Consider the following 20349-nt stretch of genomic DNA (forward strand, 5'->3'; position numbering starts at 1 on the left):
TCGATATAACATTCGGTATCCATTCGACCATGGTGGACTCAGCATCTTAGAGCATCAACTGGAGTGTTTCCTTGATTTCAACAAGCGTTCCCTCGGTGACCTCCCCCTCGACGGAGCTTTGAACGTGTGTAAGAGACCGCAGAAGAACTTGTGGAACCTTGGTGTCCGATCCGCCACACGTCGTAGACGATGATGGCATAGACGGATCATCACTGCTTCCAGAACAGGATGTACTCTGCACCGGTGAGCAAACCGTCCCGAGTGATTCACTCGGAGCGGCTACTACCGATGCCACGACCAGACACAGTATCGTACTCTACGGTCGCTTCTCTGGCATCTCGCATTAGGAGTTGGTCCGACTGGCCCGCATCACTGTCGACCCGAAGCGTCACGACAAGTGGCTTCAATTCCTCGAATACAGTTTTCGCCGTACTGAATTTGCCTGCCTCCCGCAAATTCTGATACTCCTCGTATCGTTGCCTGTCTTCTGTGGAACACAGAAGTACGACATCTTGCGTCGCGTAGTCGTCCTCGATGAGTGATGCGTTTCGGAGTGGCTCCCCTGCAGCGCTGTTGAAGTGTTCCACTAACCGGTCAGACCGCTCTGACGTCCGACGTTGGTGATGTAACTCACCGTAGTATGCCTTCACTCCTGTCGAAATAAGCTCAGCTTCGGGAATGGCGGCCCCATGTTCAGCTTGCAAGCTTGCGAGCGCTTGGCGTGCTGGCCGAAGCAGTGATCGCTGCCCGTAGATCAACTCCGATGGCGGTACAGTCGTCGCATCGTTGGCCGACGCCAACCGCCACACGGTGACTGGGCTAGTCGAGCCACTGAACTCTCGGTTACACCGACCAGCTGCTTGGACGAGTGCAGGTACGGGGGCGAAGTCACGGTAGAGTCGGTCAAAGCTCACGTCAACTCCGGCTTCGATGAGTTGGGTTGAGATGGTCATGACGGACCACCCCTCGAACGGTGTGGATATCTCCGAATCGAGCAACCGTCGAAGGGCTGCAAGCAGGAGTTTGCGGTCACGCGGACGGAGTTGCGTCGTCAGTGTGACCACGACGGTTCCGTCCCCAGCTGTAGCAAGCCCATCCGACACAAACTCGAGATATGCTTCGGCTGCTTCGTCGGTCATGTCCTCAACATTGAGGGATGATGACTGATGGAATGCTTCCAGATCTGCACCCAGCGAAATCGTCGTCTCACAAGGTCGTGAATGGTCGAAGACGGTATCGGTCAGTGTCGCTGCACTCTCGATTGTGTTCGCGATCGCTAGCGTTGTCGTACCATCTGTAGTCATCTCGGACAGTGTTTCCGCCGCAGTTTCGTATGATAGTGTGCTGGAGTCGTCACCAGCCAGATAGCCGGCAGTACTGTCGTGCAGATTGAACGTTACTCGTGGATTCGACTCCAGGAACGAGACACACTCGTCAGTCACTGTGGTCAACGACGTCGGTGAAGGGAGCGACGGGGCCTGTTCGAAAATCTGTGGCTGTGTCGCAGTCATCATGATAATGGTTGTGTCGTATTCCCGGGTGAGGAAGGCTGCGAGCCGACCAACGAGGCTCCACCACTCAAGCGCAATTCCCTGTGGCTCATCAAGTATGATGACACTATCTTGTAGTGCTGGTATCTTCATCGCCTGCGTGTTCCCAGGCCCTGCAACACTCTCGAACAACTGCGTGAAGGTCGTCAACACGAGACCTGCCTGCCACGTTTCTGCGTACAGTGCTTCGCTACCGTCGTTAACGACCGTCCCCTCTTTGCTCTCTGTCGCCGTTGTCCGCGTATCGGCAAGGTGATGATGGACGGTATAGCGGTCACTTAGTGGATCAACATCCAGATACTCTTGACAGACATCGTCGACTTGGTCGAGAATCGATGTATATGGGAGGGCGTAGATGGCTCGGCTGTTCCGCTGTTCGGCCAGCTCTAATGCTGCACGAAGGCCAGTAAGGGTCTTCCCGAATCCCGTCGGGAGTTCTATTTGGAACAGCCGATCGCCTTCTCTGTGGCTCGTCAATAACTGTTGATAGGACTCTTCGTGGGCAGTACTCCGGAGTTGGTTCAGGGTCTGTTCGAGCGGCGTCTTGCCCGCTGGCAACCCTGCGACGGTCGTCCGTAGCCGTTCTAATTCCGGCCGCTGTGCTCCCTCTGGAAGTGCTATTTCGGCAGCATCGAGTTTATCGGCACAAACGAGAGTCGACCATGCTCTTAGGAGTGTTTCGTAGAACTGCTCGTCCAGTTTTTTTGGATCGACGAGCAGCTTTTGATAGGTGGCTGGAGTGTCAACAAGTACGCCATCCCACTCCAGTTGGCCGTTACTGGCGGCCGTGACAAGCGCATTGCCAGCAGGTGCGGCGTTCTGTTTGATGTCCTGTAGTTGCGCTCGTGGAGCGTCATATTGACTATCGACTTTGGATCCGTTCCCAGCATACTCCTCATGAGCTGCCACAACAGTTGGAAGCACACCATGGTGTCTGGCGACAGCGTAGAAGCCAGCCGTCCGCATTGCTGCAGACACATCTAGCGAGTACAGGACATGTGCCGCTAGTAATGCACTAACGAAGCCGTGATAGGTATGTTCGTCCCGGGGTGCGTGACTCCGCTCACCGGACTCGAGATACTGCTGAAAATACGTTGTCAGTTTGCCGGCATCGTGCGTCCATGCAAGCGCCCGCATGACTGTTTGCCAGTCGTCGCCATAGGCACTTTCAGCATCAGCTGGAACCAACTGCTCGGCGTTCGTGGCCACGCCGTGTAGGTGATCTCGAAGCGATTGCGAGGGACGCGCTCGATACGACTCCAGCAGGGACAGATTGGGGGCCATCAGACGAAACAGACTGTCCGGTCGCCGACTGAATACGTCGGCGCACCGCTCGTCTCGACAGTGTCGGTCCCGGTGGCGTACGCGTACGAGACGAACCCGGTCGTGTGGCGACCAGTTTCGTTGGCGGCCATGAATGCCGGCGTCCGCTCCATCCGAAGTGGTTCGCCAGCCGTCGGTACGACATACTCTTCTGGGACCGTCGAATCGACAGCCGTCGCATCAGCATCGTTGGTTACCGTGTTGACGTCGACGTCGTCGACTCGAGCCAAACACTCTGACTTTCCGAGATACGGTGTGTATGTACTTCGGCCAGCCAACAGCATCTCCTTCAATTCGTTGTATGTGTCCGTTTCCGAGAGGACTAAATCAATACGGTAGGCTGGATCGACGATGTACTCGAAGGTCCGCCGCTTTCGCTCGGTCGCAATACGACCAGGATCGACCACAGTCTTCCCGGAGACGCCGTCGGCTGTCTGAATATCGCCTTCTTCGGTGGGCAGCGTAAGCTGCGGGATCGCAATCGTCTCGAGGTCGGAACACGGCGTAACTGCAATTGCTGAGGCATCGGCAGCAAAGGTCTCGTAATAGGAGTTCCGTGGCCGACCGAGAATGGCGGCGACGAGACCAGCAATCGTCGTCCTGGGAATCACTCGGTAGGTCAGCTTCTCTGTCGTCGCATCGAGGCGACGAAAGTGCCCCCACGAGCCACTAACGGTAAAGGAGAGGCACTCGCGGCCGCTCACATCAAGGTCCGTCGTCGTCATCAGTCAGTCATCGCCGTAGACATCGATTTTGGCCACACTGTCAGCGCCCACGGCTTCAGAGAGTGCCTCGATGAGAAACTCCTGACCGCCGGTCTCGTCACCGTCTGTCACCGTCAGGTGCCGGTTTGCGGTCACGTGTACAGTCTCAATGTGGTCGCTGTGTGCTGCGAGGTCCTCAACGAGGTCGGAGATATCTAACTCGACATCGCTGATGTTCCGTAGCTTACTATCTGGCACGTCTTGAGCAAGTGCGAGTCCGTCGTCGAGGGTTCCAATGTGGAATTCGTCCGTCTCGTATTCAACACGCAGGTACAACTGAGGCTGGTGCCCCATCTTCGAGCGTGTCAGGGTCTGATTCTTCAACGCTCGCCAGAGGACTGAATCAAGTCGCTCGACGTCGGCTTCAGTGAGTCCGGTCGACTCGGCTCCCACTTCGTTGACCACGCCGTGGAACGGAACGAGGGCATACTGCAGCCGGTTGTCCGTCGCAAAGGTCCCCTGTTCGCTGTCACCACCGCTGGAAACAACTGTCGAGAGTTGTTTGGACTCGCTCTTCTGAACGACTGTGTTTAGACTACGGGCGTGAGAAAACTGCACTGGGCCAATGAACTGCCCAGGGAACCCGTCACCAATCTTGTCCTGAAAGTCCGATGAGAACGAACAAGTCGCGCCGAAGTACCGGACGTCAGCAGCGTTGTTCAGAAACGCATCGGCTGCCTCGTCACCAGTAATCTCCTCGAGTTCGTCAGCTTCGAGTCCAGTGACGCTGGTGAAGAGATCGTCACGGTCGATGGCACCATCATAGTCTGCCTTCGAGGGATTCTTGATGTAGATTTCGAGGCCGTCATCATCCAGTTGATCGCGGATGTAGCGTTTCAGTCGGACGTCGGTGACGACGGCTTTCCCGGTCGTCTCGTCGATACGGGGTTTGTCGTTGGCCGATAGCGGATTCCCGTTGGGGTTGGTGTCCTCTGCATCGTAGAGGAAAACAATCTCGGAGCGGTTCGCAACGGTATCAGTGGATTCAGTCATTGGTAATTAGTCGTCGGCAGCAGCGGCGTCAGCGTGGTCATCAGCCTGTGCAACGCGCGTGTCGTTGAGCCCGTAGGAGATGCCCAGACTATAGAGCCACTGCAGCTCAGCATCGGACATTGTCCACTCGTTGGGATCGGCCGACAGCATGGCGTCGGTCAACCGGCTTGTGTACCGGTTGTTTGTCCAGTAGGACCGATCTTCTTCGGCTTCAGCGTAGGAATGGTCCATCTGCAGGACTTCTTTCGTGACTTCCTTGACCGTCTGCTTGGTCAGGTAGTCAATTGGATACCGACGGACCAATGTCGAGGAAACGTTCTCCCGAGACTGGAAGGCTGTGATTCGGCCGACTAACCCACCCAGCAGGAAGACGGCACGCGTATGGTCGGCATCGAGTGCGTCGTGATTGTCAAGAAACGATTCGAGTCGGTCTGTTCGTGAGTCTGGCTCGTCTGTCATCGCACTTGTGGTGAAGGTGAAGGTCGTGTTGGTGGATTCGAGCATGTCTGCATCGCTGAGTGCTCGAAGTTGTGTGTACTGTTCAACGACTGATCGCTGTGGGAACGCGGTGTAATCGCTATCGCTGTCGAACGACTCATTTTGATCCTGCACCAACTGGTGGATATACTCCTCCAGCAGTGGTTGGAGTGGAATTTTGCCTTCGGTCAGGAGGGCCCGAACACGCCGCATTTCGTGGTCATCGATTTCGCCGACACTAGGTGTCTCGCTGGCCTGTCGACTGGTTCGTGTCGGTTCAGTCGTCCGACCGAAGTAATCGCCATACAGGATTCGCCGAACGAGTGGCAGTCCCAGACCGAGATATGGACTACTCTCAGGGGAGGGATAGGTGCCGAAGATGCCATCACCTTCGAAGATCGCACTTCGCGTGACGTCGTTGTGTGCGTCTTCGAGCGCGGCTGGCTGGAAGATCCCATCGAGCGTGTCGAAGTAGACGCGGTCAGGGTTCCCGGTGACCTGGAGTACGATAGCGAAGCGGACGCGGTCCCAGTGGTCTTCGTCGACGAGATCGTCGAAATCTGTCTCGCCATCGGCAGCCGCGCCATCTGTGACTTCTCGGACCAATGTTTCGAGTTCCGTATCGAAGGTTCCATCAGGGCCAGTTTCCGCGTCACGGAGCGCTGTGTAGATGGTATCGTAGAACCACTCGAACGTGTCCGTGTCGAGTTCGTCCCGCCGCATAGCGAGATACGGGAGCACGTACAACCGTCGGTTATTCCCCAGGCCACGGAAGAAGTCCTCGAAGATTGAGTCCGCCGCCGCAACTGCAGCGGCCGTGTCAAACGACAGCGGTCGAGTTCGCCACGCGTCGCTTCCTTTGGTGTCGATGTCCGGGAAGTGTTCGCGCTGTTTCTTCCCGTACATGCCGAACAAGCCCGGCGAACCGCCGGTGACCTGTTCGTTGTTACCGGTTACGTACCCGACGCCGTCGCCACTGGCGTCCTCAACGGAAATACTTTCGAGCCGGGCGGATTTTTTCTCGACCATCACGTCGTTTAGCACCGGAATCTCGCCAGGATAGCGGTACTCGTCTGCTTCGGGGTCCTTCACTTTGACAGTGATGAGTGAGTCAAACTCTTCATCTTCGCCGCCAGCGAGCTCGACGAACGCCTCTCCAAGTGCCTGCATCTGCTCATCGTCGTCACCCAGCGTCGCCAGCCCATCCAGCAGGCTGGCGTCGGCCTCTGATGCCTGCTCACGGACGGTTTCTGCGTACTCTGACTGTGCCCAAGCGGTAAACCTGTCTTGGACGTTGTTGGTTCCCCATGCGTCATCACGGAACCCGGCGATGTGGTGGGCATCGGCTCCTTTGTGGGTCGTGATGGAGTAGTCGGTCATGCTACTCGTCTTGTTCGCTGGATATGCGTGCCCGACTCGGAATCGGTCTCCGCGCGTATAGGTGCCGATTTCTACGGGTCCGCCGTCCGAGTCCGGGCGTAACTGTGGGTTTTCCGGGTCCGACAGATCTGCGTAGACGGTGATGAGGCTGTCATCCGCTCCAAACAACTCACTCTTGGCACCCGGTGTCAGGTATGCGAGATGCTCCGGAGCCAGTTCCCAGTCGATATCACCCGACTGGACGGCACTGTACCAGTCATAGAGCGAGTACTGCCACGCAACCTCGTAGAGTGAGGCCGGCAGCCGTGGCTGGAACCGCTTGACGGCCGTCTCCGCGTAGTCGTTATCTGCCATGGTTGGTGATGTTGATGAATCCGAAGCCCAGAGAATTCCGCTCCCCAAGGCCGACATCCAGTGCCAGATTCAGATGCCGGCGGTGGTCATCGTCGCGAACGCTGTAATCGAAGCGCCACTTGCTCAGAACCCACGTCTCTTCACGTCCTGTGGTCGGCGTGACCGGGATAGCGAAGGTCTTGATGAGTTCGTACCCGTCGAACAGATCGCCATCGACATCGGAGGGGCCTGGCAGATAGTCGGGCATGTAGAGCCGATGCTTCTTATCCAGGTTTGCCTCGATCTGGGTCCGGAACGGCTCCATCGTATGTTCGGGCCGCCAGAACTCCGCTTCATCGTGGTCGACGTCGATATCGTACTCGTCGAAGCGCCACGGTGGAATCCGGACCAAGACGCCCGTCCCGGTTTCGAGTGTGCCAGTGGTTCCAGGCTCGCCGACGTCCGGTGACAGCGGCGTGACCTCGTCGACGTGGAAGGGCATCTCGCCGATGTTCAGCTCACGGTCGTGAGTGAGGTCCTCGGCGATATGGGCAAGCAGTGACTCCTCGGGTGAGGCAACCAGCAGTGTTCGTTCGTCACCCTCCTCCATGTCCTGCGGTGGGAAGGGGTTACTGTAGACGAACGGCTTTGGCTGGTTCTCGTCGTGGAGTGCGTCGTACTGGCTGTCTTCGAGGGCCTGCCAGATGCGGCCCTGGAGCTTGTTGTGATACGTGTTGTCGTAGGCGGCGTCTCTGCGTGCGTGGAGTCGTGCGAGGATCCGCACCGGTCAAATCACCTCTGTCGTTTGTGAGTGTTGCATAACACGTTAGTTGAGAATATCATGGCTTATAAATTCCATCTGACCACAGTGAAAGTAGTGACACCACAGGGGTCCGTCTGAAATCACCATTGGGTCGGTCAGGTCGACTTCCATTCCGAGGCTTCAACAATTCACTGGTCCTTCTGAAACGGTTCGACGAGGATATAGTACGACTTGTCGGTCGCGTTGCTTCAATCGCCCAAGGGTCCGTCTGTAACGTCCGATGGTGACCATCCGAAGTCCGAGCTTCGCTTTGCTTCAACCGCCTAAGAGTCCGTCTGAAACCCGAAACGGATGATAAATCGGGACTCCGGCGATTCCGCTTCAACCGCCAAAGGATCCGTCTGGAACGCTTGCACCCATTTGTCAGTCGGCAAACGACCAAGCTTCAACCGCCCAAGGGTCCGTCTGTAACTCCGGGCGATCCGGTGGTCGGCCGTCGAACGGACGCTTCAACCGCCCAAGGGTCCGTCTGTAACACCGGATTTATGCACGGTGTCCCACAGCCGAGACAACCTTCAACCGCCCAAGGGTCCGTCTGTAACTGGGCACTCGGTCGGGTTCCGGATGGCTGGTTCGTCCTTCAACCGCCCAAGGGTCCGTCTGTAACCTGCCTTCATTCGGTACAAAGAGAACGATGAGCAGTGCCTTCAACCGCCCAAGGGTCCGTCTGTAACGGACCCGGCCGCCCTGCCCGATATCGAGGATCTTCCTTCAACCGCCCAAGGGTCCGTCTGTAACGATCTCCCGGGACCCGTCCAGCGTTCGAGCCTCCGGCCTTCAACCGCCCAAGGGTCCGTCTGTAACAAGCCTGCATACAGCAACAGGCCGCCGACGAACGCCCTTCAACCGCCCAAGGGTCCGTCTGTAACTTCGGGAGGGTCAGGGGACCCGCTCAGGTTGTTGGCCTTCAACCGCCCAAGGGTCCGTCTGTAACTAGGCGCGCACCCAGCGTTTGATGGTCTGGTTGTCGCCTTCAACCGCCCAAGGGTCCGTCTGTAACAACAGTCATCGCTACCGAGTTGAACTTGTGGAAGGCCCTTCAACCGCCCAAGGGTCCGTCTGTAACCTGCTCGCTGACACCTCGGACCTCTCGCTCTCGACTTCAACCGCCCAAGGGTCCGTCTGTAACCTCGCTACGGGGTGGCGACGGTCAAACCATCAGACTTCAACCGCCCAAGGGTCCGTCTGTAACGACCCAAGAGCAAGACGACATTATCGCACAGATGACTTCAACCGCCCAAGGGTCCGTCTGTAACACCAGACCCAGCACAGCTTAGCAATGGGGCTTCGGCAACTTCAACCGCCCAAGGGTCCGTCTGTAACCAGGCCAAACATCACGAGCCCGACAGTCACCGGACTTCAACCGCCCAAGGGTCCGTCTGTAACACGCGGCTACAGGGCCGACTCCAAGCGTTCTACGCTTCAACCGCCCAAGGGTCCGTCTGTAACAACCTCCAGGAGTTCGGCAGGTCGTTGACGCGGTTGCTTCAACCGCCCAAGGGTCCGTCTGTAACAAGAAGCGCTCGACGACCATCTCCGCTCTGGGATCGCTTCAACCGCCCAAGGGTCCGTCTGTAACTCCTGACTATCAACGAGTCGCTCGGAATAGTGCATGCTTCAACCGCCCAAGGGTCCGTCTGTAACCTGGCGTGACTGCGTTGTTGTCGCTGTTGTCGCTCGCTTCAACCGCCCAAGGGTCCGTCTGTAACAGTGTCGAAGCCACCTTCTCCTGCATGATCTTCGGGCTTCAACCGCCCAAGGGTCCGTCTGTAACGCTTCGTCTCGGATTCATTGTCGAACTCAACAGCCTGCTTCAACCGCCCAAGGGTCCGTCTGTAACCGATGATTCGGGTGCTGACATGGTTGGGTCCTGAAAGCTTCAACCGCCCAAGGGTCCGTCTGTAACCGGCGAATATATTCCCGTCGACGGTAGTATAATGCTTCAACCGCCCAAGGGTCCGTCTGTAACCACCACACTGTGACCGACCGAGTAGAGTACGGGAGGCTTCAACCGCCCAAGGGTCCGTCTGTAACCTTCTCGAAGGCCACCCGGACGCCGCCCAGGCCGACGCTTCAACCGCCCAAGGGTCCGTCTGTAACAATTGTGTCTGCAGCCGTTTTGTGGTATCTACTCCCGCTTCAACCGCCCAAGGGTCCGTCTGTAACGAAGCGCTGGAGGAGATACTCAAGCACATCCCGTCGCTTCAACCGCCCAAGGGTCCGTCTGTAACCGTTCCCGACCCCATTGCTGTAGTGGTATTTTTTGTAGCTTCAACCGCCCAAGGGTCCGTCTGTAACGCGTCTCGTAGGCATACCCGGCCTCACACCGGACGCGCTTCAACCGCCCAAGGGTCCGTCTGTAACTCTTGCTATCCCTTGGATCAGTCCGTAGATCAGCTCGCTTCAACCGCCCAAGGGTCCGTCTGTAACCGGCCAGGTAGCCGCCGTTGCCGCCGTTGTCGTTGTCGCTTCAACCGCCCAAGGGTCCGTCTGTAACGGAACCGATGCCAGGGTACAACTCCCTCAAGGTGCGCTTCAACCGCCCAAGGGTCCGTCTGTAACTGGTAACTGATGGCACACACGGCGACCCACATCACAACGCTTCAACCGCCCAAGGGTCCGTCTGTAACTGTCTACCGAGTCCGCGGTCGGGGAGTCGAAGTGCTGCTTCAACCGCCCAAGGGTCCGTCTGTAACAGGCAACTGTCCTAACGCTGGGACACCTCGATCGGGCTTCAACCGCCCAAGGGTCCGTCTGTAACTGAACTGGAGGAATGGAAGGACCTCGCACAAAAGAAGGCTTCAACCGCCCAAGGGTCCGTCTGTAACTTTCGTCGCCGCCAGCGCTCTGGACTGCTTCGACAAGCTTCAACCGCCCAAGGGTCCGTCTGTAACAACTCATCACGCATCACCACCCATCGCCGCGAACGCCAGCTTCAACCGCCCAAGGGTCCGTCTGTAACACGTGCCGAACACGTAGGAGATCTCGCCGTTGGCGCTTCAACCGCCCAAGGGTCCGTCTGTAACCTGGTGTTCGCGGAGTTCGATCAACAGGCTCTGGCGGCTTCAACCGCCCAAGGGTCCGTCTGTAACCATGCCCGATTTCCGGGACACAGCCCATCTCTAGCGTGGTTTCACTTCACTATTTTCGTCGACCGGCAATATCCTCTCTACCCCCGGGGGGTCGACGAAACACACGGCGATATGCTCCTACACTGTCGCCGCCACGTGCTGATACTCCGTCTGTGATGGCATCGGCTGCAACGTCAACCCAGCCAACGCGAGCTCCCGAAGCACTTCGGGCGGTACACCCTCAACGTCCCTCAATACAGCATCGAGCGTCCACGCATCGTACTGACTGGCGCTCGGCGCAAGCACGTCCACGGACTCGGTCGGGACCTCGTCACGAATCGCTCGGGCAGCTCGACGAACACGCCGCCGCTCTTCTACGGTACAGCTCATGCTTCGACACCCCGAACAAGATCGTCGACGAGCGACCCACCGATGTGCGGCCCGATGTCTCAGCCACGCTCACGCCGAGTATATTCGCACCACTGTGAAAGCGTCTCGAAGGCCGTATCGACTAACTCGACCTTCTCGGCGTCACCAGCGACCGACACAACAGCAACGGCGAACTCATAGCTGTCCCAGTAGCGGGCTGCACCCTCGCCGTCGACGCCGAGAAACAACGGTCGGCCCTGGGTGAGTAGTTGGTCGAGAGTCGGTCAGTACAGAGAACGTCAACACCAGCGGTTATCCTCCGATAATAAATCCGAGACCGAGGAACGGGGCAGCGACGACGCACAGCAATACGAGTCCCGCGGTAAAACGGAGTACGCCTACCGCCTGTAGCTGGGTCTCTGGGAGAGATTCGGCGATTCCCGACAGCGCAGTTCCGACGATCATAAATAGTAACCATCGGGTTTCGCCAGCGTCGCCGACACTCCAGGCATACGCGAACATACACAAGAAGGTAAGCGACAGGCCGAACTGGAAAAGTCCGATTCGCCGGCCTTGTGGCTCGTTGAACAACACTTCGCTGATATTGGGGACCATGAGCGACGCGTTTCTGTTCGAGATACAAAACAATGCCTCAGTGCGTCCCAGCAGAACGTCCTCTCCCGTGATACGCGATCCCTCTGCAAGGGGTGGGGGGTGCTATGAGATACGCAGACTTAGTGGTCAGTTGTTCTAAACTTTCACAGTGAAAAGAGTCGGACCAGTACTCAAATCCGCCGCATCGTCGTCACAACCTCCCGGCCAGTGACCCGCCGCTGACAGCCGTTCCGGGCTCAATGCGCTCGAAGCCGCTATCGCTCCGCGGCTCGAACTCGATGTCCGCTTGGGACCATGGACTGGCTCGTACACGAAGCCCTTCGCGTCGACGACAGACTGCTTGCTTATGATTCTCATCACTAAACGAGATTACTGACGAGCGACCCGTCAACATGCAGTCCAATACCCCAGATACATGGTTGACCAACAGAGTGTCAATCAGGCAACGGTCTCCATATTGTTTATCTCGCTAATATGGTTTATAGCCTCTGTGGACAGACTAGCTGCGATTTGGAGGTAGATCCGGACACCGAGAGAGAGACTATCTTCCCACTCATCCGATATGAGTTGTGACTCAAGTGCCTGCGAAATCATTTCTTGATCATCAGCGACCTGGGGAGCCATTTGTTGAATCATCTCCTCAAGCGTCTGAACCTCTTCTATTTGCTTCCCGAATTGTGAACCAAAAATCTGTGCGTCGGTGTTTGATTTCCTAAGTAGTCTGTCCATCAAAGGAGAATGTTCTGTCGACTCATTTATTGCATCACCCATATCAAGACCGTCTGATTGGGAGTACTCTTGCTGTCCCATTTCAAAAATCTCGTTGAGAGCGTCGTCAGTTGATTTCTCTTCACTGGCTTCAGTCAGAGCCGATAATTTTCTGAATACCACATACAGGGCCCGTACTTGTTCTGCAGTCTCATCGTCCAGACCTTTGGGATATGGGTTGACAAGTTCTTTTAATTTTTGAGCTGTCTTCGCTGACTCGTTGGATATGCTTCCATAATTCAAATCCGAACGGTCTCTCGCACTTTCGCAAATTCCGTGCCCTCGACTAATTTGGGTGATGGCGTCTTCATGCCATTCTGAAATAGCCTGTCGTCTATTCTGATATCGCTCAAAGGCGTATCGAATTAGCTGTCCAAACACAGCTCCAGCAATTGCTGATAGAATCGGCACCCACATTTATAAAAGGTTTTACCTGATAATCAATAGCTGCTTTGTTAAGAAATTAGACAGATGCTACCAATATCAAAAACTTTCACGTAACGCTACAGTTACAAAGATATGGCTTCGGAAACGGACGATGTAGACGAAAAAGACGTATTCATATCGTATTCACACTCCGATTCTAAAGAGGTAGCAAAGCTCCTGGGCCAAGAATTGACCTCAATGGGCATAGCGGTCTGGCTTGATGATATCGAAATGTCGATTGGAAGTAGCATTCGCGAATCAATTGACGACGGTCTTACTCAATCGGAATATGGGGTTGTTATTCTCTCTAAAGGCTATTTTGAGGGAACATCTGAATGGGAGTTGAATGGTCTTGTTGAGAAACACACCAACGAAGATGATGTGATTCTCCCCCTCTGGCATAATATCGGTCACGACTACGTTTACCAGCAAAGTCCGAGCCTCGCTGATTTAGTCGCCGAAGAGGTTGACAAGGAGAATGTGCAGAGTGTCGCCGCTTCAATCTACCAAATAGTAAGGGAAGATCGGGGAGAAATTGATGATTGGGGCGGAGATACAGGTACTGATGGAAGTCCTGGATTCATAGATATAGATATCACATTTCAGGGACGGTTTGACCCCAAGGTTGGCAAAGAGGTGACCATAGAGTCTTGGCGTAATCATAACGCTTCTAATCTCACATCACTCGAAGCGACAGAAATTCGGGACGAGGATAGGGGGATCGACTACACAAGCAGTTCCAAGGGCACAACAATGACCGTCAAGCGGATTGATGACGAGCCTCTCAACGGCGTTATATCCGACATTCAAGAGCTTCGGTCTAACAAAGCGGAGTTCACGATTCGAGTTGAGGAATCTCGATTGGAGGAACTTTCGGATGATCGAGACGACTATAAATCTGGGTTCGTCCAGTAATTCGGTAGGCCTGTTGGCTGAGCTTTTCCACAATTTCTTGAGAGAAAGAGTGGGTCGCTATTCAAATCCGCCGCATCGTCGTCACGACCTCTCGGCCAGTGATCCGCCACTGACAGCCGTTCCAGACGGCCTCGATGCGCTCGAAACTACCGTCTGACCGCGGCTCGAACTCGATCTTCCACTTGGGACCCCTGACAGGCTCGTACACGATGCCATTCACGTCGGCGACCGACACCTCGCTCATGCATTCATCACCCGAGCGGCTTGGTCGGCTGATAACCCACCGGCTTGTATCCCGGTATCCCGACCGCACTCCGTGATTAACCAACACTCCCGGTATATAGTGATCTTTGTTGGTTAAGACCGTTGAGCGAGGTCCCGAATTGGACAGTACAGGATGCATATCGGTCACGTCATTACTGCTGATACCGCTAGTGAGGAATCGCTAAGTACAGTGAAGAATTTTTAATCCAGACACAAACAGGGCGTTTATGTACAGTAGAACGCGGGACGAACTAAGCGAAATGACTGACTTCTCCGCATTCGAAGATCTCTGTAATCTCCTCCTCTCCAGAATCGGGTATGAAGGACTTGACCCGCAAGGTATCCAAGGCCGAGACGGCGGTAAAGACTCTATTCTTCGGAGAGACAAAACCACAGTATTCCACTACAGCCTCCGAACTGACTGGGAATCCAAACTTGATGAAGATCTTCAGACAGTACAGAAACACGTTGAAGCAGGCGATTTCAGTTGCGAACACTTTGTGTTTGTCACTAACGAGTTCATTGGAGGCGAAAAGAAGGGCAAAAAGAAGAACGGGGTCGAAGCAGAATACCCGTGGTCTTTCGAACTAATTGATGGATTGAGAATACAAAAAGAGCTTGACGCCCACCATCTCGACCTACGGAAGCAATTCTTCGGTATCTCTGACGATGGTCCAGAAACGAAATTGCTTGATGAACTGGAATCATGGAGAGATCAACGCATCAAGAAAAATCAAGAACAACGACGGTCTATCAGTCAATTATGAACACGAGCCGAATGTCATACTGCACATTGTCCCCCGGTCAGCATTGGTCGGAGCCAATAATATCGAATTAGGTCGAGATGATGAACTATCACCAATCAAACTGAACGCTTGGAACACAAAGCCGTTCAGAGACGGAATAACTGGATGGGCTCCAAACCCCGATGGAACGGAATCCAAGGCGTACACCGATTTGTACAGAGATGGCCGTGTGGAAGGGGTCTGTAAGATCGAGCCGTTCGATAGAGGTGATAAGGAGCTGATCAACCCAGACTACTTTCAGAAATACATATTCAATAGCCTAAACAAATACCTCAGAAAGCTGCGCGAGAAAGGGGTTGAAACGCCCATATACGTGTCCCTGTCACTGCAGGGTATTGAAGGAATGGGGATCGGCGTTGGCGGATTCCGTGGGAGTGTTGACGAAGGCCAAGTATTTAGCACAGATCCCTTAACCCCAGAACCTGTTGAAGTCACTTCGTTCGAATCCAGCGTAGAGGATCAGTTAGAAGATCTGATTGATGAAATCTGGAGGGATGCCGGACATTGGGGGAGATCAGTCTGACTAAGTCCAGAATGGTATAGAAATTTGGCTCTGTTGGAATTCTCATCTTATGACAGTAACGACGTGCGAGATACGCACACGTACTGATCAGCCGTTTCTTTGCCCTGCCAGTGTAAATTTCAGGTTGGAGCTCAAATCCGCCGCATCGTCGTCACGACTTCCCGCCCGGTCACACGCCACTGACACCCGTTCCAGACGGCCTCGATGCGCTCAAACCCACCATCGCTCCGCGGTTCGAACTCGATCTTCCGCTTGGGACCACGCACGGGCTCGTACACGAAGCCGTTCGCGTCAGCCACAGACTGCCCGTTCATGCTTCCACCATCCGAACGAGATCACCGACGAGCGACCCGCCGACGTGGGGGCCGATGTCCCAGCCACGCTCGCCACGAGTATACTCACACCACTCCGAAAGCGTCTCGAAGGGGGTCTTCGACAGCTCAACCTTCTCTGCCTCCCCACTGGCCGAAACAACAGCGAGGGCGAACTCGTAGCTGTCCCAGTAGTGGGCGGCACCCTCGCCGTCAACGCCCAGGAAGAGTGGGCGCTGAGTCAGTAGTTCGCGGGCGGTACGTTCTTGTGGATTGGATTGCGTAGTTGCCATTGGTTCTTGGACGGAACCACGCGCCTCGGTGCTCCTACACCGGGGCGATTTCGTGAGAAATCGACCAGCGGCGCGTGTGTTCCTATCTAATACTGTTGGGCTGGGCAAACAAAAAACTATTGCCCTAGAAAAACAACTATCGAATGAGACAAGATGTCTGCCCGAGGCCCAGAGCGACAAGTCAGTGATAAGGAACTACTCGAATGTTTTGAAGATGTAGAGAAGCCGTTTGTGACTACCTCAGACATTGCTACGCGGGTTGGATTGTCTAAAACTCGAATCCGACAGCGTTTGCAATCAATGGGGCCAGATGTTCGCATAGAACGTCACAAAGTAGGAAATGCAGTTGTCTACTGGTTGCCTGACGAGAACTCTGGATCTAACTGAGCTCGCCCATCGTCTGTTATCCAATACACCCGGGCACGCCCCACACGCTCTGATTCGACCCACCCGTTTTTCTCCATATCTTTTAGCTTATTGCTGACTGCCGTATTGCTAATCTCCAAGCGTTCAGCGAGATCTTTAGGGGCCTGAACTGGTGGATAAGCTAGCCTAATTTCTTTCAAAACGTCGATTTTGGTGACCGTTGGGTCTGGTCCGGGCTTAGACACTTTGAGAACATTTTGGTCGGTTCGGACATAGTAATGTCTCTCTACAAGTGTTCTTCTAGAGCAAGTATTATGGGTGTCGGGTGTAACATCACAAAATAAGCGACGCCTACTCTCGCACACAGCGTCGCATCGAACCTATGACAGCAGACCAGCCCACCCACGAAGAGTCGCATCGCTCGCCAGCCTCGATTTCCGTTCATTCGGAAACCGCCAGACGGCGGCACTTCCGCTCACTTCCGTTCATCTTCCGTTCATCGCCTAAGCGGCCCACGAACACGCCACAGCGGCCCACAGACAAGAATCGGTCGCCGAAAATCGACTTCCGTTCACGCGCGCCCCAGACTCTTACCATGTCCTGTCCCAGTGCCAGCCAGATGCATCCCACCGGAGGTCACCAATGACGACCTACTACGAACTGACTGGCTTCCAGCGCGATCTGCTGGAAGCCATCGCCGGCGTCGACGACGAGCCGTATGGCCTCGCGCTCTACCTCGACGAGCGCTACGCCGACCCGATCAACCACAGCCGCCTCTACCAGAACCTCGACCAGCTCGCCGAGCTGGACCTCATCACCCGTGACGAACTCGACGCTCGCACGAACGTGTATACGTTGACTGACGCTGGCAGACAAGAGCTCCAGCAACAGGCTGACACGCTCGCCAGCCTCTGTGAGCGGCCCCGACCCGTCGTTGGAGGTGACCAGCAGTGAGTATTGATTATCATCACAACAATATCAAACATGTTTTATATTCTTACCAAGAAGCAAAATCCGGGCGACATTGGGGACACAGCGAGTCGCCCGGAAGCCGGTGTTGTCAGAGGCACGGGCGGGTTCTGGATTCGGCCTACTCGCTGGCGCAGTCGGTCTGTGTAAGCGAGTGGCGCAACGATCCGAACCCGTTTAGAAATAATGTATATCCAATAATTAGTTTTTATGGCACCCATTCGTACAGATGCGGCCGGCTGAGAGTTATATTCGGTAGCCAGTCAGTCCTCAACAGGAAACCCAACGCAGTTTTCGATCTATCCACACGCCGCCAGAACACACAGCTCCACCATGGAAAGCAGCAGAAAGATGGTGGGCAGCCATGGAATGGGGGGAGTGGCGTGTCCACCATCCGAAGTCGTCATCCACGACGACAGGTTCTGACCCCGGGCCAATCGATGAATTCTAGGGAATTCAAGGGGAAATGGAGCGGAGACCAGAACCCAATCGATTGGTATAGGGTTGGTAACCAAAACCGCTACGATATTGCCCCACAGCGACTCGATTCTCCGACCACATCTCGGCCGCTGACTGGTTCCTCACGCCACGGGGAGGTGGGTCGATGACACCCCAGCCCACCGTTGGCGAGATCGTCGCCATCACGACCACCGACAGCGACCCCTTCCTGCTGGTCTGTTCGCAGGATCCCGAACTCATCACGGGTGTCTTGCTCGCGGATCTTGCGAGCGAGACCGTTCACCGGCTGCGAGCGTCCGAACCGGACACAGCCACGCGCCGGGAGCTGGCCACCGCCGTCGAGCGCGCTGACGAGTGCATGTCCTTCACCGTGCCGAGGACAGACTGCACGCTCGTCGAACGCGACAGTAGCCATCCTGGACCGTTCGACGGAGGTGAAGAGTGATGGCCCGGGCCGACACCACAGTCGCGACTGAACGGGACACAGCGCCCGCACAGCCCGACGAGTGGCGACTCCGCTACATGGTCGGTGACCTCACCCACTACACGGAGTGGACGACCGACTTCCCCACCGTCGAGAACTACTACGAGCAGTACCGCCGCGGTGACTACGCCCACGACGTCGTCATCGAGCGCCGGGCGGTGATCGAGGGATGACCGCCGGCCACGGGAACCACTACGGCGTCGACCACGACGTTGGGACCGACGCCGACCGCGCCGCCCCCCTCGATCACAGCAGGACTGTTGATTCAGGAATCCGAAATATAGCGGGTTCACTGGCCGCTGTGAACTATTCAGCTGGCTGGCAGAAGCGCAAGACGGGCGTCAGACACGATGTCAATTTGTGCGGGGGATTTAATACGGGACGGAATGTCACTTTTCGGTATCAAGCAAGGACACACCCACCACTAATCGAAGTGGACGCAGGAAGAACGGGGGCGTCGATTCGCCCCCGAGGCATGATCACCTCATTCTTCCTGCGCACCCATCATAAGCATTTCCCCACAGCCAGAGTCATCTCTGCGCAGTCGTGGGGCAGCACAGCTGGCCGGAGAGCCGTGAGAACGTCGTAAGCGCAGCGAATGGCAGGATCCCTCCACGCTACCGAAGGGTCAGTCGACTCTCCAGTAGATCTGGCGGTCGGGCTAGCGGGCCCGGCCCGTTCGAGAGCCATCACTCTCACCTGCGACATGCGCTGTGGAGCGCTATCTCACCGTGACTGCCGTCGCGATGATGGGCGATACTCCAGCAGCGCACTCGCTCGTGGGGGCGATAGCGGATGACCTACGCCGTCGTCGGCTGTACGGACTGCTCGGCGCTCTGGATCATCGACGACACGGGCGGTGCATCGAGCACGTGTCTGACCTGTGGCCAGACGCATGACCACGACCAACTCCGATCGCTCGCGACGGCCGAGGACCGAGAAGTCGCCGCACAACGCCGATCCGCACTGCTGGCGTCACGCCGCGGTGAAGCGGATGCAGACCTGCGCGCGTATTGGGACCAGGCGGCCACGGACCCGGTCATCGATGATCGGGAGTACCTGGACGGGATGGGCCTCGACGACGAGCTCGTCGACGAACTCTGCGGTGCGTCTTCCTCGACGTCGACGACGTCCGCTTCGGTCTCGGCGACCCAGCCAGACGCTGGGCCCGATGTCGATGTCGACGTTGCGGACAAACCACAGCTGCGTGGCCGAGCGTATCCTGACGCGGCCGAGGAACCGGGGATTGCCCTGCTGGACCCTCGGGGTCAGCTCTCAATTACCGGGTTGACCTACCACGATGTGGCGCCACAGACCTCCGAGTGGCTGGGCGATCTCCTTGCAGACCTCATCCCGACGACGGCCCGGTGCGTCCAGGATCTCGCAGTGCTTCACGAGGCGGGCCCCGATCCCGCGGACCCCCGACAGAGCAACTACGAGGTGCCGCGGTTCGTCCAGCGTGTCCTCGTCGAGGAGGTCGCCGAGCTCGAAGACGCTGATTCATCTACCGGGGCCATCGAGGAAGCACGTGCATATCTCGACGCGGCGGCCCGCTACGCGCTCCTGTGGGACAATGATTGCTACCGGGCCCAGCGCGGGTTCAACGGCACCGAGCAATTCGAGCGGATTCAGCGGACGCTCACCACCACTGGCACGAGTCGCGGGCCGTTCAACGCCGGCGTCGAGGCGCTGCGTCATTCGCTGGTCGCGGTCCACGCCGAACGCGAGACGCCACTGCCCGTCACGTTCATCCTTGATGGTGAGGCCTGGACGGCAGCTGACCGCGAGACGATCAAGCGCGCGCTTGGGCTGCTGGATGTGCTTGCCGAGGGGCTGGATGTACGCATCCAGATGTCGCCCGGCGTCCGGCAGCGCGTCCGTCGGCTGACGCTGCGGGCACTCGACGCAGACGACGAGAGGACGATCCCAGCGTGGGCTGAGCGCTTCGCGTTCCTTACTGAGGCCGGGTATTCCTCCCGGCGTGATGGGAACGCCGACGACGACGAAGCCGACGCCCAGCTGGACGAAGAGGCGTGGGGGTGGGTTGACGACAATCGAGCCCAGACG

General features: G+C 56.5%; 18 protein-coding genes, 2 pseudogenes and 1 CRISPR repeat array. Of the genes and pseudogenes, 7 read left to right on the top strand and 13 right to left on the bottom strand.

Going from position 1 to position 20349, the window contains the following annotated elements:
* Nucleotides 1–266: 266 nt before the first annotated feature.
* The 9 genes and pseudogenes from Harman_RS20065 to Harman_RS20110 all read right to left on the bottom strand — a co-directional run bounded on the left by Harman_RS20065 (nucleotide 267) and on the right by Harman_RS20110 (nucleotide 12877).
* On the bottom strand, nucleotides 267–2834 hold the full coding sequence (locus tag Harman_RS20065; RefSeq protein WP_137685462.1) for a CRISPR-associated endonuclease Cas3'': 2568 nt from the start codon (nucleotides 2832–2834) through the stop codon (nucleotides 267–269).
* Entirely contained in the window at nucleotides 2834–3598 is a 765-nt protein-coding gene (gene cas5b / locus Harman_RS20070; protein WP_137685463.1) for a type I-B CRISPR-associated protein Cas5b, read from the bottom strand. The genes Harman_RS20065 and cas5b overlap by 1 nt, the downstream gene beginning before the upstream one ends.
* 3 nt (nucleotides 3599–3601) lie before the next feature.
* Nucleotides 3602–4630: a type I-B CRISPR-associated protein Cas7/Csh2 gene (gene cas7b, locus Harman_RS20075; protein ID WP_137685464.1), complete on the bottom strand. Its 1029-nt coding sequence runs from the start codon at nucleotides 4628–4630 to the stop codon at nucleotides 3602–3604.
* 6 nt (nucleotides 4631–4636) lie between these two features.
* Nucleotides 4637–6841 carry a TM1802 family CRISPR-associated protein gene (locus Harman_RS20080; RefSeq protein ID WP_137685465.1) on the bottom strand — a complete coding sequence of 735 codons (2205 nt, stop codon included), beginning with the start codon at nucleotides 6839–6841 and terminating at the stop codon, nucleotides 4637–4639.
* A complete protein-coding gene (cas6, locus tag Harman_RS20085) occupies nucleotides 6831–7604 on the bottom strand; it encodes a CRISPR-associated endoribonuclease Cas6 (protein WP_137685466.1) in 774 nt (257 codons plus the stop codon). Before cas6 ends, Harman_RS20080 begins: the two co-directional genes overlap by 11 nt.
* A 224-nt stretch (nucleotides 7605–7828) precedes the next feature.
* Nucleotides 7829–10735: a CRISPR direct-repeat array (repeat unit 30 nt; unit sequence GCTTCAACCGCCCAAGGGTCCGTCTGTAAC).
* A 117-nt stretch (nucleotides 10736–10852) separates the two neighbouring features.
* Nucleotides 10853–11104: a hypothetical protein gene (locus Harman_RS20090; RefSeq protein ID WP_137685467.1), complete on the bottom strand. Its 252-nt coding sequence runs from the start codon at nucleotides 11102–11104 to the stop codon at nucleotides 10853–10855.
* Nucleotides 11101–11364 (bottom strand): annotated as a pseudogene (locus tag Harman_RS21830) (hypothetical protein); the annotation flags it as partial. The pseudogene Harman_RS21830 and the gene Harman_RS20090, both read right to left, overlap by 4 nt.
* A 504-nt stretch (nucleotides 11365–11868) precedes the next feature.
* A pseudogene (locus tag Harman_RS22095) lies at nucleotides 11869–12055 on the bottom strand (hypothetical protein).
* Between the two features lie 81 nt (nucleotides 12056–12136).
* Entirely contained in the window at nucleotides 12137–12877 is a 741-nt protein-coding gene (locus Harman_RS20110; RefSeq protein ID WP_160140721.1) for a hypothetical protein, read from the bottom strand.
* A gap of 108 nt (nucleotides 12878–12985) precedes the next feature.
* On the opposite strand from Harman_RS20110, the gene Harman_RS20115 reads away from it, so the two are divergent.
* The gene (locus Harman_RS20115; RefSeq protein ID WP_137685470.1) at nucleotides 12986–13807 is read left to right on the top strand and encodes a toll/interleukin-1 receptor domain-containing protein; all 822 of its coding nucleotides are present in this window, start codon (nucleotides 12986–12988) and stop codon (nucleotides 13805–13807) included.
* 61 nt (nucleotides 13808–13868) lie between these two features.
* Here Harman_RS20115 and Harman_RS20120 read toward each other — a convergent pair whose 3' ends face one another.
* Nucleotides 13869–14051 (bottom strand): hypothetical protein, encoded by a 183-nt coding sequence (locus tag Harman_RS20120; RefSeq protein ID WP_137685471.1) that lies wholly within the window; start codon nucleotides 14049–14051, stop codon nucleotides 13869–13871.
* 280 nt (nucleotides 14052–14331) lie between these two features.
* Here Harman_RS20120 and Harman_RS20125 point away from each other — a divergent pair, with 280 nt between their 5' ends.
* Both Harman_RS20125 and Harman_RS20130 read left to right on the top strand, forming a co-directional pair.
* Nucleotides 14332–14838 carry a restriction endonuclease gene (locus Harman_RS20125; RefSeq protein WP_137685472.1) on the top strand — a complete coding sequence of 169 codons (507 nt, stop codon included), beginning with the start codon at nucleotides 14332–14334 and terminating at the stop codon, nucleotides 14836–14838.
* A complete protein-coding gene (locus Harman_RS20130; protein WP_137685473.1) occupies nucleotides 14765–15400 on the top strand; it encodes a hypothetical protein in 636 nt (211 codons plus the stop codon). Before Harman_RS20125 ends, Harman_RS20130 begins: the two co-directional genes overlap by 74 nt.
* A 131-nt stretch (nucleotides 15401–15531) precedes the next feature.
* Here the strand turns inward: Harman_RS20130 and Harman_RS20135 are convergent, their stop codons facing one another.
* The 3 genes from Harman_RS20135 to Harman_RS20150 all read right to left on the bottom strand — a co-directional run bounded on the left by Harman_RS20135 (nucleotide 15532) and on the right by Harman_RS20150 (nucleotide 16735).
* Nucleotides 15532–15714, bottom strand: coding sequence for a hypothetical protein (locus Harman_RS20135; RefSeq protein WP_137685474.1), 183 nt, complete (start codon nucleotides 15712–15714; stop codon nucleotides 15532–15534).
* Nucleotides 15711–16004, bottom strand: a complete 294-nt coding sequence (locus Harman_RS20140; RefSeq protein ID WP_137685475.1) for a hypothetical protein — start codon at nucleotides 16002–16004, stop codon at nucleotides 15711–15713. The genes Harman_RS20135 and Harman_RS20140 overlap by 4 nt, the downstream gene beginning before the upstream one ends.
* 350 nt (nucleotides 16005–16354) lie before the next feature.
* A complete protein-coding gene (locus Harman_RS20150; RefSeq protein WP_327411453.1) occupies nucleotides 16355–16735 on the bottom strand; it encodes a MarR family winged helix-turn-helix transcriptional regulator in 381 nt (126 codons plus the stop codon).
* Between the two features lie 277 nt (nucleotides 16736–17012).
* On the opposite strand from Harman_RS20150, the gene Harman_RS20155 reads away from it, so the two are divergent.
* The 4 genes from Harman_RS20155 to Harman_RS20170 form a co-directional block, all read left to right on the top strand.
* Nucleotides 17013–17324: a PadR family transcriptional regulator gene (locus Harman_RS20155; protein ID WP_137685478.1), complete on the top strand. Its 312-nt coding sequence runs from the start codon at nucleotides 17013–17015 to the stop codon at nucleotides 17322–17324.
* Nucleotides 17325–17943: 619 nt separating this feature from the next.
* The gene (locus tag Harman_RS20160; protein WP_137685479.1) at nucleotides 17944–18243 is read left to right on the top strand and encodes a hypothetical protein; all 300 of its coding nucleotides are present in this window, start codon (nucleotides 17944–17946) and stop codon (nucleotides 18241–18243) included.
* On the top strand, nucleotides 18243–18455 hold the full coding sequence (locus Harman_RS20165) for a hypothetical protein (RefSeq protein ID WP_137685480.1): 213 nt from the start codon (nucleotides 18243–18245) through the stop codon (nucleotides 18453–18455). The genes Harman_RS20160 and Harman_RS20165 overlap by 1 nt, the downstream gene beginning before the upstream one ends.
* Nucleotides 18456–19077: 622 nt before the next feature.
* The coding region (locus Harman_RS20170; RefSeq protein WP_235007282.1) for a DUF5817 domain-containing protein at nucleotides 19078–20349 on the top strand (1272 nt) is incomplete at its 3' end.

The sequence above is a fragment of the Haloarcula mannanilytica genome, from assembly GCF_005406125.1.
Classification (GTDB): domain Archaea; phylum Halobacteriota; class Halobacteria; order Halobacteriales; family Haloarculaceae; genus Haloarcula; species Haloarcula mannanilytica.

What these genes read in the sequence shown, in the direction of transcription:
- Harman_RS20065 (WP_137685462.1), bottom strand. Translation starts at nt 2,834, where the DNA reads ATGGCCCCCAATCTGTCCCTGCTGGAGTCGTATCGAGCGCGTCCCTCG.
- cas5b (WP_137685463.1), bottom strand. Translation starts at nt 3,598, where the DNA reads ATGACGACGACGGACCTTGATGTGAGCGGCCGCGAGTGCCTCTCCTTT.
- cas7b (WP_137685464.1), bottom strand. Translation starts at nt 4,630, where the DNA reads ATGACTGAATCCACTGATACCGTTGCGAACCGCTCCGAGATTGTTTTC.
- Harman_RS20080 (WP_137685465.1), bottom strand. Translation starts at nt 6,841, where the DNA reads ATGGCAGATAACGACTACGCGGAGACGGCCGTCAAGCGGTTCCAGCCA.
- Harman_RS20090 (WP_137685467.1), bottom strand. Translation starts at nt 11,104, where the DNA reads ATGAGCTGTACCGTAGAAGAGCGGCGGCGTGTTCGTCGAGCTGCCCGA.
- Harman_RS20115 (WP_137685470.1), top strand. Translation starts at nt 12,986, where the DNA reads ATGGCTTCGGAAACGGACGATGTAGACGAAAAAGACGTATTCATATCG.
- Harman_RS20120 (WP_137685471.1), bottom strand. Translation starts at nt 14,051, where the DNA reads ATGAGCGAGGTGTCGGTCGCCGACGTGAATGGCATCGTGTACGAGCCT.
- Harman_RS20125 (WP_137685472.1), top strand. Translation starts at nt 14,332, where the DNA reads ATGACTGACTTCTCCGCATTCGAAGATCTCTGTAATCTCCTCCTCTCC.
- Harman_RS20130 (WP_137685473.1), top strand. Translation starts at nt 14,765, where the DNA reads ATGAACTGGAATCATGGAGAGATCAACGCATCAAGAAAAATCAAGAAC.
- Harman_RS20135 (WP_137685474.1), bottom strand. Translation starts at nt 15,714, where the DNA reads ATGAACGGGCAGTCTGTGGCTGACGCGAACGGCTTCGTGTACGAGCCC.
- Harman_RS20140 (WP_137685475.1), bottom strand. Translation starts at nt 16,004, where the DNA reads ATGGCAACTACGCAATCCAATCCACAAGAACGTACCGCCCGCGAACTA.
- Harman_RS20155 (WP_137685478.1), top strand. Translation starts at nt 17,013, where the DNA reads ATGACGACCTACTACGAACTGACTGGCTTCCAGCGCGATCTGCTGGAA.
- Harman_RS20160 (WP_137685479.1), top strand. Translation starts at nt 17,944, where the DNA reads ATGACACCCCAGCCCACCGTTGGCGAGATCGTCGCCATCACGACCACC.
- Harman_RS20165 (WP_137685480.1), top strand. Translation starts at nt 18,243, where the DNA reads ATGGCCCGGGCCGACACCACAGTCGCGACTGAACGGGACACAGCGCCC.